Below are 13364 nucleotides of genomic sequence, written 5' to 3'. Positions count from 1 at the left end.
CTCACCGCAGGTGGGCCACAGTCACACCCGTACCGCCGTCCTGGGGATCCGCTGGGGCAAACCTCTGGACACGCGGGTGATTTTGGAGGTAGGCCTGGACGCCGGCCCGCAGGCGTCCCGTGCCGTGGCCGTGGATGATCCAAACCGGGCCAGGAGGGGCTTGGGCAAAGTGCTGTTCCAGAATCGCCTCGGCATCGGCTACAGTTTTCCCCCTTAGGTCAAGGGTGTTGCGGCTGGTGCGCAGGTTCAGGGGAGCAGTGGTGGGCGGTGGGGAAGGAGGAGCTTTGGGGCGCTGGCGCTGTTTGGCCTGATGTTCATCGATGGGATCCAACTGGCCCCGCGGCACCGTGAACTTGAGAATGCCGCTGCGCACCACATACACCTCTCCTTCGACGGCAATGACCTCTCCCGTCTGTCCCAGGCCCCGCAGCCGCACCCGATCCCCCACCTCTGGCACGAACTCAGTCTCAACGGGCGGCGGCGGCGGCGAGTAGCGCCTGCGAATCTGCTCCAGCTCAGCAGCGACCTGCTGGGGATCGTCCCCCTGTTGCAGCTTGCGGACGGCGGCGGCCACCTCCCGGCGGGCGGCGGCCAAGAGGGCTTGCAGCCCCTGTTGCTGCCGGTACTCCAGTTGCGCCTCTCGCTCAGCCATTTGCCGACTGCGCTGCTGCATTTGGCGGTACAGGGTTTCCAGCTCTTGGTGCAGGGATCCCACCTGGGCGGCCCGCTCTTCCAACTGGGCCCGTTGCGCCTCCAGCCCCGCGATCACCTTATCCACCTGGCTTTCCCCCTGCAGATGCTGCTGCGCCCGCCGCAGAATCTCCGGCTCCAGGTGCAGCCGCCGGGCGATGGCCAAGGCATTGGAGCGACCAGGGATCCCCCACAGCAGGCGGTAGGTGGGGGCCAGGGTGGCCTCGTCAAACTCCACCGAGGCATTCTCAAAGCCGGGATGCTGGTATTTCAGAGCCTTCAGCTCGCCGTAGTGGGTGGTGGCCAAGGTCAGCAGGGCCTTTTCGGCGAGATACTCCAATAGCCCGGCAGCCAGGGCCGCGCCCTCGCTGGGATCCGTGCCTGCCCCCACCTCGTCCAGCAGAACAAGGGCCGGCGCCGGCTCCGACTGCAAAGCTTGCACGATGCGGCTGATGCGGCGAATATGCCCGGAAAAAGTGGAGAGGCTTTGCTGCAGCGATTGCTCGTCGCCGATGTCGGCATAGACCCCGTCGAACCAGGGCAGTTGGGGCGGATCCTGGGCGGGCAGGAAGATCCCCGCCTTGGCCATAAGCACCAATAGCCCCAAGGTCTTCAGGGCAACCGTCTTGCCGCCAGTGTTGGGGCCGGTGATGACCACGGCGCGGATGGACTCCGAGAGGGTGAAATCGATCGGGATCACCTCCGGGCCCTTGCCTTCCTCGCGAGACTGCCACAGAAGCAAGGGGTGCCTAGCTTGGCGCAGGCGCAATCCTGCCGGGACAAACTGGGGGCGATTGCCCCCCAACCAAAGGCTGTAGCGAGCGCGAGCCAACGCCACCTCCAGCCCCACCATCACCGCCTGCAGATGCTCCAAATCCTCGGCAACAGATCCCACCTGGGCCGAGAGGGCGGCCAAGATCCGCTCTTCCTCCGCCTGGATCTGGGCCTGGGTTTCCCGCAGCCGGTTGCCTAGCTCCACCACAGCGTAGGGCTCTACATAGAGGGTGGCCCCGCTGGCAGAGCTGTCGTGCACAATGCCGCGGATGAGATCCCGATGGGTGGCCTTTACCATCAGCACAAAGCGCCCCTGCCGCTGGCCAATCAACGTGTCCTGCAGCGCCTGGGGGTGCTGGCTCATCACCTGTTGTAGGCGTTCTTGGATCTGGCTGCGGTACTGGCGGTGCTGACGGCGCAGGTCTGCCAGGGCGGCGCTGGCGCTATCTCTCACCTCGCCGTGTTCGTCCAGGCAGCGGAAGATCTCCTGCTCTAGCTCAGGATAGGTGCGCAGATTGCTCACCCACTCCTGCAGGCGGGGCAGGCGCTCGTCAGCATCGATGAGTCGGCGAAGGCGGCGAGCAGCCCCCAAGGTGGTGGCAATCTGCACCAGCTCTTCCCCGCTCAGAATGCCCCCCCGTTCGGCCCGTTCCAGGGCCGGCAGCAAGTTGTGGATCCCGTCCAGAGAAATCCCCCCTGGCTGGCTGCAATCCAGCCGGATGGCCTCCTCCGTTTGATCAAGACAGACCTCGCTCTCGGCGCGGCTCCGCCAGGGATCCAGCTCTAGGCAGGCGCGGCGGCCTAGGGGTGTGGCGGCAAAGCTGGCCAAGTGTTGGCAGAGGCGGGGCCACTCCAACAATTCCAAAGTTTCTTGGCGGAGGGAAGGATCGGGCTCAGAACAGATCGGCAGCAGGTTGAAAGTAGTGGGCGTAGGCATTCCTGAAGAAATTAGCCATTCGAGGAAGAACGGAGCTGCAGCCGCTTCATCTCTTGCAAAAACTGCCGCTGGTAGTTGAGAAAGGCAGTGTGCCACTCGCGGAAGCGACGCTCACCATCGCGCACCAACATCTGTCGGTAGTGCTCGGAGTTGAGACGGGGCCGGGCCGAGTTCATGGGGATCGAAGACGCTCTGCCCCTATTGTGGCAGGCCGCGGGGCGCCTTTCATAGCTTCCAACCTGCGGGCAGGCGAGAAAGCACCCCATCTGTTCTGCCGGTGAGGGGAGATTTTTTGCTTGCAGTATGGCCGAACTTGGCAGTCGGCCTTGGCATACTGGAAGAGTCGTCGTACCTCAGCTACGCAAGTCAAATCCGTGCGCAAACGAGTGACCCTGATTTTTCCTCGCCACTTGGTGAATGTGCCCCTCACCTATCGTCTGGCGAAAGACTTCGATGTAGCCGCCAACATCGTCCGTGCCAGAGTAACCCCTAACGAAGTGGGCACCCTGGTGGTGGAGCTCTCGGGAGATATCGACCAGGTGGAGGCGGGGCTGGAGTGGGTGCAGTCTTTGGGCATTGAGGTGGCCGAGCGGGCTAAAGAAATTCAGATCGACCCAGATTTGTGCGTGGATTGCGGCTTGTGTACGGGCGTTTGCCCCACCGAGGCACTGAAGATTTCCGCTCCCGACTGGAAACTGGAGTTTCTGCGTAATCGCTGTGTTATGTGCGAACAATGCATCCCCACCTGCCCTGTCGGGGCCATCAGCACGAGTTTATAGCGATGAGGCGAAGAGCCGGCTAAGCCGACAAGTTCATTCACTATTACAATGCTGTAATATGACCCCGATTGGACTGGATTTGCCCAGGTTAATTCGAGGCAACTGGATATGCTCTCTACCTCGACGCTCATTGGCTTGACCTATGCTGCGCTAGCAGTTCTCTACCTGCTGGTGCTGCCGTTCTTGTTTTTGGTGTACGTGGACAAGCGCTGGAACTACAGCGGTGCCTGGGAAAAGGTGTTGATGTTTTTCCTAGTTTTGTTTTTCTTCCCCGGTATGGTGCTCGTGGCTCCCTTCATGACGTTTCGGCCCAAGCCGCGTTCGCTCTAGAGCTCGCCCTTCTGCAACCTACCAGCCATGCGCAGACGGGATGTTCTCGGCATTGGCCTAGCCCTGCTCTTGGGGGGAGGACTTCTCTACGGGCTGCTGCTTTGGGCCGGCTTAGATACGGGCGCGGCGCAGCAGGTGTCGAGTGTGGTGTTTCTGCTGGGATGCCTGGGCTGGACGGTGGGCTACCTGAAGCGGGTGTTGAGCAGGGAAATGACTCTGAAGGCCCAGTGGGCCACTTTCGAGAGGCAGCAAATCCAAGAAAAACTTCACTCCCTCTCCCCGGAGGAGTGGCAGGCCTTGCAGGCCGAGCTGGCCTCCGAAACCGAAGAGGAAGCTGAGGGTGGTTTGACCGAGCAAGGCAAGTGCTGAGGCCGCCGGGCAAGCTGTACCCAAAAACTTGTCGCAGATCGGTGGAGTTTCAGCTAGAAACTGCAGGAGCCCCGCACTGTACCCCCTCAATCCCCCCGCCCCCCTGCCCCCATATACGGGGGGTTGGGGGGGAAGGGGGGGCGGTCGGAGTCGGGTAGTTTACGTATCCAAGCGGCTGGGTCAGCCCAGCACTACCGGTATAGCTAGTTACTGTTTCTTCTCTATTGGAAATGCTACCTTGCGCCGTAGGCAAAGTTGTGAACTAAGGCAAGTCGTTTCTCTGCTCACCGTGACCAAGACCGTTCTGGTGGCTCAGGGTCAGCTTTTGCAAGCCCAGCTCTGGAAGCTGGTGCTGGAGTCTCAGCGCCATACAGTGGTGCTGGTTTCTCCTCAGGCAGATCTGGTGGAGGTGGCGGCAACTCATTCTCCGGATCTGATGGTGGTGGATATGACGACGGGGCTGTTTAACCCCTATGCCTTTTGTCGAGAGTGTCGGAGCCGGCTTCCGGATATCCCTGTGATTCTCACTCATTACCCTCGTCGCCCCATCGAGCCGGCAGAGCGGCGCTGGGCCATTTACCAGGGGGCAGCCGAGGTGATCCCCGGTTTGGCCGAAGCCGACGACATTCTCCACTCCCTCGAGCAAATTTACAAGGCAGCCAGGTGGTCTTTTCCCATCGACACGGAAGCTCTTCACGCGGTTCTCGAGCAGCTGGGTTTGTGGTCTGAAAAAGACAGCCCCCCTCCTTCCCCGTCCGTTGCAACAGAAGAACGCCAAGAGCAAACGGCTGCGCCCCCGCCGGCAAAGTATCAATTGATGTATCGGGGCCGCCCTGTCGAGTGAGCTGCAAGCGCTCCACACCACTAACGCGAAGCAGAGGGGATCCCTTGGGCGCTTTTCTCCCCTGGCGGGGTTGGGGATCAGGGCAGCACCAGCGCTAGGGTCGTGCCCTGGGATCCCGTCTCCACCAAACACAAGTCTCCTCCGTGGGCTTGCAGGATACGTTTGGCGATGTACAGCCCCAGACCTCCTGAGCCGGTCGGGTAGTGCTGGCCGGCGATGTGAATGGGTTGGGCGATGTAGGGCTGGGCCAGCTCTTCCAGGGGAGCCGGCAGGCCGGGCCCGTCATCCCGCACCTGGATCTGGCGAGGGCTGATGGTCAGCACCACCACCTGGCGGGCGTAGCGCAAGGCATTGTCCACCAGGTTCACCAGCGCCCGTTCCAGCTCGGCCTCATCGGCATTGGCCCACCCTTCTCCCTCCACTCGCAGGTCGATCCCCCGTTCTCGGGCCAGGGATCCCATGCGTTCGGCCACCCGTCGGGCCAGGGATCCCAGATCGCAAAGACGAGGATGTAGCTCGATCTCGCCCCGCTCTAGGCGGTGGGCCTCCACCATCCGCTGCACCAGGGACAGATTGCGTTGGTTCTCCTGCAAGATGCGATCCAGCAGGGCAAGCCGCTCTTCCGGCTGCAACTGCTGCTCCTGCTTGAGGGCACTTAGCAAATGCCCAAAGGCAATGAGAGGGGTTTTCAGGTCATGCACCAAGGTGGCGGTAAAGGCTTCCCGCCGCAATTGGTCAATCTGGATCTGGCGCAGCAGATGGGCAAAGGCCTGGCGCAGGATCAAAGCCTCTTGGGGATCCCCGGGGCGGAGCAGCAAATTCCAACGGGCCGGCTGGCTAATTAAGGTTTCCAGATGGCCCAGCTCGCGGGCCAGCAAGGTGAGGGGCCGCAAGATTAGGGAAGACAGGACATAGCCCACCACTGCCGATAGCCCTGCTAGCAAAGGGATCCACAGCAGCAGCAGGACAGATCCCTCGGGGCTGAGCTCTGTGCCGGGGAGGATCCACTGCACCGACAGGATGAAAACCAAGTTGGGGACAAAGGAAAGGCTGGCAATCACCAGCGCCACCTGAGTGCGCAGGCTGTGGGGGAAGCGGCGGCGCCAGAACTCAAGTAGACGGCGTCTCAAGGGGGAACGGGAGAGAGGGCTGAGTTGAATTAGGCCAGGAGCGAACAGGCAAGTCAAGAGGGCTGGCAAAAAGTGGGGGCTAAATCCGCCAGAGATAGATGGTGTAGGTGTTGATAACATCTGACACGGTGGTGGTGGCGGTGGGCGGCCAATCCCCCATATCGAAAGTGTGGGTGACCAGGCGGGCGCCAGGCCGGAGCTCGCTGCGCAGCTTGTCTCGAATCAGCAGGTGGGAGCGGGGCAGCAAATAACAGGTCACCACCGTCGCTGGCGAGAGATCCAGGGTGAGCAAGTCCTGCTGCCGAAAACTGACCCGATCCTGAACCTGAGCGGCTTGGGCCGCCTGCTGTGCCTCTAGGATGCGCTCTGGGTCGATATCCACCCCCAGGCCCCGCGTGCCGCAGCGCTGGGCTGCCCGGATAGGAATGCGGCCATCCCCACAGCCCAAGTCGTAGAGGAGATCGTCGCCCCGCACCTGCGCCAGATCCAGCATGGCGTCGATCACCAGGGGCAAGGTGCGCACGTAGGGAGCCAGGCTCTCCCTACCGGAGCGGTTCTGAATGGGTTTGAAACCACGAGGTGCCACGGTGGAGCCGGGAGAGAGCTTTCCCCCTATTTTAGGATCCCTTGGCTGCCGCCTCTTTTGCGGAGAGAGCAGAAAGCACGGTGGCAGGGATTGGGGTTCTCAATCTTAGATTTTGCGGTTCTGTTGTTATCGCGCAGTTGGCACCTTGAGGTGCTGGGGAGGCTCTTCCAGACCGCTATGGCTGGGAGCGCAGTTTTCCGTCCGTGCCGGAGTCTTGCAGAGGATTTTTGGGGTTTCCTAGCTGCAAACTCTACACTGGGGTTGGTCTGAGATCTGTACCTCTCGATGAGCCTCCTGGCCCGCTCCTTGGACTATGCTCAAAGCAACAGCGACCTGCTACTTCAAGCTTTCCTCCAACACCTGCAACTGGTGGCGGTGCCGCTGGGGATCGCGTTGCTGGTGGGTCTGCCGCTGGGTTTTGGCAGCTCCCGCTCGCAGGTGGTTTCTCTGGTGGTGATCAATGCTTTTAGCAGCTTGCGGGTGATCCCCAGCTTGGCGATTTTGTTTTTGGCCATTCCCTACTTTGGCCTTGGCTTCCGCTCGGCGGCCATTGCCCTGACGATCTTGGCCTTGCCCCCCATTTTAATCAGCACCGACGTGGCCTTCCGCAGCCTGGATCCGGCCCTACGCGAAGCCGCCTTGGGCATGGGCATGACCCCTGCCCAGGTGCTGCGCTATGTGGAGATCCCTTTGGCGTTGCCGGTAATCTTGGCCGGCGTTAAAACCGCTACTATCGAGGTGGTTGCCAGCGCCACGTTGGCGGCCTTTATCGGGGCGGGCGGGCTGGGCAGCTTTATCACGCTGGGGTTTGCCCTCTACGACACCGCCATCCTGCTGGTGGGGGCGATCCCGGTGGCGCTGTTGGCCATGGGTGCCGAAGTTGTCCTCGGCGCTGTGCAGCGAGCGCTAGAACCTCCTCAAGCCTAGGGATCCCATGCTATTTTCCTCGATTGCTTCCCGGATGCGCTTGCCCTCCCTGGCTTCTCGGTCGATCCCTTTGCAGGTGGCGCTGCTGTTGCCGCTGCTGTTGGCGGTGGCCGGGGTGAGCTACCTCTCCTGGCGAGCCGGGCGGCAGATGGCGCTGCAGTTGGCCGAGCACCTGAAGCGTGAGGTTAACCACCGAGCCGAGGAGAACCTACACCGGTATCTGCAGGCCCCCCTGCAGGTCAATGCCCTCACTGAGGGAGCGGTGCGCTGGGGGCTGTTGCCCAATCTGGCCGCTCCTCAGCCTCCCGATCTGGAAGTCTTGGAAGCGTATTTTGCCCGCCAGTTGCAGCAGTTTCCCGAGCTGAGCTATGTCGGCTTTGTCTCTGAGCAGGGGGGGTTTATCACGGCCCGCCGCCACGCCGATGGCTCGATCTGGACTTACCACACGCCGGGCCTGAAGCCGGGATCCGTCCAAGGCCGCCAACGGGATCCGGAAAGCGGGGATCCCACCGGCTTGACGCGGCAATTGGGCTTTGTGGATCTGCGGCGGCTGTCTTGGTTTCCCGCAGTCCTGCAACAGGAAGGGGCCCGCCGTACCTGGGTGGTGAGCAACTTTTTTGTCGAGTCTCCCCATCAAAGGCCGGAGCGGCTGGTCCTGACGGCGCTGCCCTTGGCGGATGGGGAGGGCGGGGTTTACGGCAGCCTGGTGGCTGCTCTCTCGGCTCAGCAACTGCAGGCTTTTCTGGAAGATCTGCAGGTCAGCTTGGGGTATCCGGGGGTGAGCTGGTTGCTGGATGGGGAGGGCCAGGTGGTGGCCAGCACGGAGGAGCTCTCCCCCCACCCGCTGCTGCTGGCTGTGCAAGAGCAGGTGGGATCCTGGGAGATGGCGGCCTCACAAGGGCTGCTGCGTCTTGAGGTGGACGGGATCCTCCACTGGGTGCAGGTAAAGGCCATTCAGGAGGAAGGGGGGCTAAATTTCTATTTCCTACACGGGATCCCGGAGAGCACCCTGTTGGCCCCCGTCTATAGCAGCACGCAGCAGGCGGCTCTGTGGGGAGGGGGGCTGCTGCTGGGCTTTCTGGGAGCTGGGATCCTCCTCAGTGAAGCCCTCTCTCGCCCGCTGCGCCGCCTGACCCAAATAGCGGAGCAATTTGTGCAAACTGGGATCCCAGCCTTGGCCTCTATGGATCCCGGCCCCATCCAAGAGGTGCAGACCCTGGCCAAGGCTTGGCAACAGGCGGCGGCCAGCCAACAGGCGCTGTTGGATCGCCTCTGGCAACAGCAGCAGCAGTACCGCGCTGTGGTGGAGCAGCAGACGGAGCTGATCTGTCGCTCTTTGCCCGATAGCCGCATTACCTATGTCAACCCTGCCTACCTGCGCTTTTTTGGTTGTTCGGCAGAAGAAACAATAGGCAGGCGCTGGGTGGACTCTCTGCCGCCGCAAGAACGGGAGGCGGTGCTGCAGTCTCTTGCGGCTCTTACGCCTGAACGTCCTTTCTACCGCAGCGAGCGGGAGTACCCCGGCGAAAGTGGCCAGTCCCGCTGGGTGAGCTGGGTGGATCAGGGCATTTTCGACAGCCAAGGCCAATTGGTGGAGATCCTGGCGGTGGGGCGGGAGATCACCGAGCAAAAGCGGGCCCAACAGCAGCTAGAAGCCCTCAACCGCGAGCTGGAAGCGCAAGTGGCGCTGCGCACCGCTAAGCTGCAGCAGGCTTTGCGCTTTGAGGCAGTGCTGCGCTCCCTCAGCGGCCAGATGGTGGCCAGCCTCAAGGAGGGAGAGATCTTGGAAGAGGTGGTCAAGAGCCTAGCCGAGGCTCTCAACCTGACTGGCTGTCATATTCTCTTGACCAGCGCCGATGGATCCTCTTGGATCCGGGCTTGCTCTTTTCCAGAGAAGGCGGATCCCGTCTATCTCAACGACCCTGAGCTGGTGCACCTGCTGCACTCCCATGCTTTTCTCGAGCAGCCCTGGGAAGTCCACCGCTGTTGTCAAAAGGAAAAAGGCGGGCACTGGGTGCAGCTTTTGGCCTGCTCCCTTTGGGACAAGCAAGAGCGGCTGGGGGTGTTGCTGGTGGAGCGACAGCAGGAGTTTTCGGAAGCCGAAAGGCAACTGGCCTACCAGGTGGCCAACTTGTGTGCTCTGGCCCTGCGGCAGGCCCGTCTGTATGAGGCGGCCCAGGCCCAGGTGAAGGAATTGGAGCGGCTCAACCTGCTCAAGGACGATTTTTTGAGCACCGTCTCCCACGAGCTGCGCACCCCCATGGCCAATGTGCGCATGGCCCTGCAAATGTTGCAAATAGCCCACAATAACTCCGAGAAACAGCAGCACTATTTCGCCATTGCCCTCAAGGAGTGTAACCGACAAATTGAGCTGATCAACGACCTGCTGGACATGCAGCGGCTGGCAGCCGAGAAGTATCTGCTCCAGCCGGAAGAGATCTTCCTGCCGCGCTATTTGCGGGATCTGGTGGCGGCAGCTCAGCCCCTGGCACAGAGCAAACAGCAAAACCTGCAACTGCACCTGGAAGAGGGGATCCCACCCCTTGAGGCGGATCCCACGGCTCTGGGCCGCATTTTGCGCGAGCTGCTGCACAATGCCATCAAGTACACCGCCCCCGAGGGATCCATCCACCTGCGGGTGGCCCAGGAAGGAGAAGGGATCCTCTTCGTCTGCAGCAACAGCAGCGAGATCCCAGAGGCGGAGCTGCCCCGCATCTTTGAGAAGTTCTACCGCATCCCGCAGTCGGATCGCTGGAAGCACGGCGGCACCGGCCTGGGGCTGTCCCTGGTCAAGCAACTGGTGGAGCACATGGGGGGCCGGATCTCCGTCAGCAGCGCAGAGGGATGGACCCATTTTCGCGTCTGGCTACCTTCTGCCCCGCCGGCAGCAACTGCAAAAAGCCTTGAACCTGCGGGCGCCGCCTAGGAACGGCCAAAGGCCGGCTCAGGGGAAGGCAAGCTGGAGGGGTGTAAGAAGGATCCCCGCAGCTGACCGCAAGCAGCGTTGCCATCTAGGCCACGGGTCTGGCGCACGCTGGCCTGGACGTGGTGTTCCTCTAGCAGGCGGACGAACTCCGCCACCCGCGCTGGGTGAGGGCGCTGATAGTTGGCCTCGGCGATGGGGTTGTACGGGATCAGGTTGACGTGTAGGCGTGCCCCCGCCTGGCTGGCCTGGCGCAGCAGGTGGGCCAATTGACGGGCATGGATGGGCAGGTCGTTGACCCCGGCCAGCAGCGTATACTCAAAGCTAATCCGCCGTCCCGTGCTCAGCATGTAGTCGCGGCAGTCCTGGATCAAAGCCTCCAGGGGATAGTGGGCTGCGGAAGGGATCAGCTGTTGCCGCAGCTCCTGGTTGGGGGCATGCAGGCTGACGGCCAAGGTAATCTGCAGCTTTTGCTGGGCCAGCCAGGGGATCTGCCGGGGCACGCCCACTGTCGAGAGGGTGATGTGCCGCTGGCCGATGCCAATATCCTGATTGAGGCTGCGAATGGCCTGCACCACGGTGTCGCGGTTGAGCAGGGGCTCCCCCATGCCCATGAAAACCACGTGGCTGATGCGGCGGCCAAAGTCTTCCTGCACCGTTAACACCTGATCCAGGATTTCGTGCAGCTTGAGGTTGCGCCGGTAGCCCATCTTGCCGGTGGCGCAGAAGTCGCAGGCCATGGGGCAGCCCACCTGGGAGGAGACGCAGACGGTCAGCCGTTTGGCGGTCGGGATCCCCACCGTCTCGATCAACTCCCCATCCGCCAACTGCAGCAAAAACTTGACCGTGCCATCGCGGGATTCTATCCGCTGCACCACCTGGGAGCGCCCCACGGGATACTCTTGCAGCGCCTCGCGCCAGGCCTTGGGAAAGACCGTCACCTCCTGCAGGGAGCGGATCCCTTTGTGGTAGAGCCAGGTGTGCAGTTGTTGGCCGCGGTAGGCCGGCTGCCCTTGCTCAACCGCCCAGTCTTTCAAGGCAGCTAGGGATTGCCCAAGCAGGGGAAGGGGTGGGGCAGACATAGCGCCGTTCGCAAATCCATTGAAAGGCAAATCGGATCCCAAGCGGAGGGGATCGAGCTTCTCTACTCTAGCCTGTCGGCCAAACTGGATCCCTAGAGCTGGTTTTGGCAAGCGGGCCTGCCGTCCCGGATAATAGGCTTGCACGCTTACGCTTCTGGGGGTGCGGGGGTGGATAAGCCCCGCCCTGTACCCCCCTATATCCGACTGGGGGGCAGTCAGGGTCGGGATACAGCCACCCCCGCAAAAAATATCGTAAAATCAGATTGGCTGTACAAAACGGCGTTGCCGGAATCTGGTACAGCCCTGCGATAGGGCATTCCGTGGCTGCTTGCAGAGGGTTCTTGCAATAGCTCCCCGTTCGCGCTAGCGGAACGGAGTCCTTCGAAGCGAGAAGCCTGCTCTCTACCCGTTCGCGTCAGCGGCGCAGAGCGCTTTAGGGTGAGAGACGGGAGTATGTCACTTGCGCTATGTCGGTTTCGCCGCAACTGGCCCAACTGGCCACCTGGATGGCCGGACATTTCAACAATCTGCACCAGGCTATAGCCGAGCCGGTCTGGTTCGCCAACATTCACGTCTACCAATGCCCTCTGCCGTGGTCGGTGTTTCAGGGGATAGGGTTTTACGTGGAGCAACTGTACGATATCTACCCCGACCAGCCCTACCGGCAGCGGGTCATCCACCTTTTCGAGACGCCAGACGGGATCCGCATTCAAAACTACGCCCTGGGATCCCCGGAGGCCTACAAATGTGCTGGCCGAGATCTGGGAAAACTGGCCAGCCTGGCGGCGGCAGAGCTGGAGCTTTTGCCCGGCTGCGCGGTTCAGGTGGAATGGACGGGATCCTGCTACCGGGGCCGCAGCGTACCCGGCAAGGGCTGTATCGTCGAGCGCAAGGGCAGAACCACCTACCTCTATAGCGAGTTTGAAATCGGGGCCGACTACTTCCACAGCCTGGATCAGGGGCGCGATCCCGAAACAGATCAGGTGGTCTGGGGATCCCTTTCCGGGCCCTTTCGGTTTGTTAAAAAACAGGATTTTTCCTGCTACTTGCCCCGCTGGAGCTAGCTCCCCATCCAAACCCAGAAGGCCAGGATCCCATCCAGAGCAAGAGCAACAGGGCAAACCCCCAGCAGCCTGTCCATCCAAGGCTGGACATAGGGCCGCTGACCAGGTAGTACACAAAAGGATAGCTTGGTAGCCCCGCACTTGAGTGCGGGGCGGAAAAGCCCGCTAGCCACTTTAGTCGCTTACCCATGATGGGGGTCGTTGATATAGTTTCATAGCTCAAACAACCTCTTCCTGACTTCTCCCACCAAGACCTCTTTCTTTCTCTTTGGCCAAAAAATAAGATAAACAACCGCTAGCCCCACACCATGGTTGTAGTGATTGTACCGTTGACTTTCCTCTCGCACTATCGCTTATTTAGGTTGGAACAAAGAACAAAAACAAGAATGCGGTTTTAACCAAAACTTTGTTTTCGTCCCAACAGGTCGGTTCAAGGAGCGTATCGTGCAATTATGTCAGCATTATGGCATGGAGTTTATTGAGGTAGAGGAGGCGTACAGCTCGCAGGCAAGCTTCCTAGATGGAGATGAGCTACCTAGTTATGGTGAAAAACCCGACGGGTGGAGACCCTCTGGGCTGAGGCAAATGCTGCCGCCAACCTGCTTAAGAAAGTCAGCAGAACCTTGGGGCTTTGCGTTAAGGAACTGTCTAGAGGCGCTTTGACAACGCCGTTGCGGGTTCTTTTGTGGACTGCGTAAGAATCCCCCGCCTTTAGACGGTGGGAGTGTCAACAGGCCCCCCTGGCTGGTGGAGCGTGACTCTAGTCAATGATACGCTGGACTATACTGAAAATAATGTACAGTATGTTCAGTATGGCTGCTTGGTATGGCTAGGTATGTAAAACCGAGAGAAGCGGCGGATTATTTTGGGGTGTGTCTCCACACCTTGAGGCGATGGGAACAGAAGGGCTGGATCCATGCAGTACGTAC

At 61.1% G+C, this 13364-nt stretch carries 12 protein-coding genes and 2 pseudogenes; 8 read left to right on the top strand and 6 right to left on the bottom strand.

Translation table 11 applies throughout. From position 1 onward, the window contains the following. Window position 1: 1 nt before the first annotated feature. Both ACVW0R_RS07840 and ACVW0R_RS07835 read right to left on the bottom strand, forming a co-directional pair. Window positions 2-2401, bottom strand: a complete 2400-nt coding sequence (locus tag ACVW0R_RS07840; RefSeq protein ID WP_011431374.1) for an endonuclease MutS2 — start codon at window positions 2399-2401, stop codon at window positions 2-4. Window positions 2402-2412: 11 nt separating this feature from the next. Next, window positions 2413-2577: a hypothetical protein gene (locus tag ACVW0R_RS07835; protein ID WP_168173329.1), complete on the bottom strand. Its 165-nt coding sequence runs from the start codon at window positions 2575-2577 to the stop codon at window positions 2413-2415. A gap of 198 nt (window positions 2578-2775) precedes the next feature. Here ACVW0R_RS07835 and ACVW0R_RS07830 point away from each other — a divergent pair, with 198 nt between their 5' ends. From ACVW0R_RS07830 to ACVW0R_RS07815, 4 genes are all read left to right on the top strand, one after another. Further along, window positions 2776-3180 carry an NIL domain-containing protein gene (locus ACVW0R_RS07830; protein WP_011431371.1) on the top strand — a complete coding sequence of 135 codons (405 nt, stop codon included), beginning with the start codon at window positions 2776-2778 and terminating at the stop codon, window positions 3178-3180. A gap of 108 nt (window positions 3181-3288) precedes the next feature. Continuing rightward, window positions 3289-3510, top strand: a complete 222-nt coding sequence (gene ndhL / locus ACVW0R_RS07825; RefSeq protein WP_011431370.1) for an NAD(P)H-quinone oxidoreductase subunit L — start codon at window positions 3289-3291, stop codon at window positions 3508-3510. Between the two features lie 27 nt (window positions 3511-3537). Continuing rightward, entirely contained in the window at window positions 3538-3879 is a 342-nt protein-coding gene (locus ACVW0R_RS07820) for a DUF3007 family protein (protein ID WP_011431369.1), read from the top strand. Between the two features lie 289 nt (window positions 3880-4168). Next, on the top strand, window positions 4169-4723 hold the full coding sequence (locus ACVW0R_RS07815) for a response regulator (protein WP_457501897.1): 555 nt from the start codon (window positions 4169-4171) through the stop codon (window positions 4721-4723). Between the two features lie 77 nt (window positions 4724-4800). Here ACVW0R_RS07815 and ACVW0R_RS07810 read toward each other — a convergent pair whose 3' ends face one another. Both ACVW0R_RS07810 and ACVW0R_RS07805 read right to left on the bottom strand, forming a co-directional pair. After that, the gene (locus ACVW0R_RS07810) at window positions 4801-5853 is read right to left on the bottom strand and encodes a sensor histidine kinase (RefSeq protein ID WP_228375346.1); all 1053 of its coding nucleotides are present in this window, start codon (window positions 5851-5853) and stop codon (window positions 4801-4803) included. Window positions 5854-5932: 79 nt separating this feature from the next. Then, entirely contained in the window at window positions 5933-6439 is a 507-nt protein-coding gene (locus ACVW0R_RS07805) for an SAM-dependent methyltransferase (protein ID WP_011431366.1), read from the bottom strand. 285 nt (window positions 6440-6724) lie between these two features. On the opposite strand from ACVW0R_RS07805, the gene ACVW0R_RS07800 reads away from it, so the two are divergent. Both ACVW0R_RS07800 and ACVW0R_RS07795 read left to right on the top strand, forming a co-directional pair. Continuing rightward, window positions 6725-7366, top strand: coding sequence for an ABC transporter permease (locus ACVW0R_RS07800; protein WP_011431363.1), 642 nt, complete (start codon window positions 6725-6727; stop codon window positions 7364-7366). 34 nt (window positions 7367-7400) lie between these two features. Continuing rightward, entirely contained in the window at window positions 7401-10292 is a 2892-nt protein-coding gene (locus ACVW0R_RS07795; RefSeq protein WP_457501896.1) for an ATP-binding protein, read from the top strand. On the opposite strand, the gene rlmN is transcribed toward ACVW0R_RS07795, so the two are convergent. Next, window positions 10289-11371 (bottom strand): 23S rRNA (adenine(2503)-C(2))-methyltransferase RlmN, encoded by a 1083-nt coding sequence (gene rlmN, locus ACVW0R_RS07790; protein WP_457501895.1) that lies wholly within the window; start codon window positions 11369-11371, stop codon window positions 10289-10291. The two genes, ACVW0R_RS07795 and rlmN, sit on opposite strands and share 4 nt — an antisense overlap. A gap of 467 nt (window positions 11372-11838) precedes the next feature. On the opposite strand from rlmN, the gene ACVW0R_RS07785 reads away from it, so the two are divergent. Next, the gene (locus ACVW0R_RS07785) at window positions 11839-12435 is read left to right on the top strand and encodes a chromophore lyase CpcT/CpeT (RefSeq protein ID WP_011431360.1); all 597 of its coding nucleotides are present in this window, start codon (window positions 11839-11841) and stop codon (window positions 12433-12435) included. Between the two features lie 215 nt (window positions 12436-12650). On the opposite strand, the pseudogene ACVW0R_RS07780 reads toward ACVW0R_RS07785, so the two are convergent. Further along, a pseudogene (locus tag ACVW0R_RS07780) lies at window positions 12651-12782 on the bottom strand (IS200/IS605 family transposase); the annotation flags it as partial. Window positions 12783-13260: 478 nt separating this feature from the next. Between ACVW0R_RS07780 and ACVW0R_RS07775 the strand changes: the two are divergent. After that, window positions 13261-13364 (top strand): annotated as a pseudogene (locus tag ACVW0R_RS07775) (IS607 family transposase); the annotation flags it as partial.

It is taken from the genome of Thermostichus sp. MS-CIW-15, from assembly GCF_054060575.1.
Note: the sequence above shows the minus strand (reverse complement) of the source record. Positions and strands in the feature narration are given on the sequence as shown.

What these genes read in the sequence shown, in the direction of transcription:
- ndhL (WP_011431370.1), top strand. Translation starts at nt 3,289, where the DNA reads ATGCTCTCTACCTCGACGCTCATTGGCTTGACCTATGCTGCGCTAGCA.
- ACVW0R_RS07820 (WP_011431369.1), top strand. Translation starts at nt 3,538, where the DNA reads ATGCGCAGACGGGATGTTCTCGGCATTGGCCTAGCCCTGCTCTTGGGG.
- ACVW0R_RS07835 (WP_168173329.1), bottom strand. Translation starts at nt 2,577, where the DNA reads ATGAACTCGGCCCGGCCCCGTCTCAACTCCGAGCACTACCGACAGATG.
- rlmN (WP_457501895.1), bottom strand. Translation starts at nt 11,371, where the DNA reads ATGTCTGCCCCACCCCTTCCCCTGCTTGGGCAATCCCTAGCTGCCTTG.
- ACVW0R_RS07800 (WP_011431363.1), top strand. Translation starts at nt 6,725, where the DNA reads ATGAGCCTCCTGGCCCGCTCCTTGGACTATGCTCAAAGCAACAGCGAC.
- ACVW0R_RS07785 (WP_011431360.1), top strand. Translation starts at nt 11,839, where the DNA reads ATGTCGGTTTCGCCGCAACTGGCCCAACTGGCCACCTGGATGGCCGGA.
- ACVW0R_RS07840 (WP_011431374.1), bottom strand. Translation starts at nt 2,401, where the DNA reads ATGCCTACGCCCACTACTTTCAACCTGCTGCCGATCTGTTCTGAGCCC.
- ACVW0R_RS07795 (WP_457501896.1), top strand. Translation starts at nt 7,401, where the DNA reads ATGCGCTTGCCCTCCCTGGCTTCTCGGTCGATCCCTTTGCAGGTGGCG.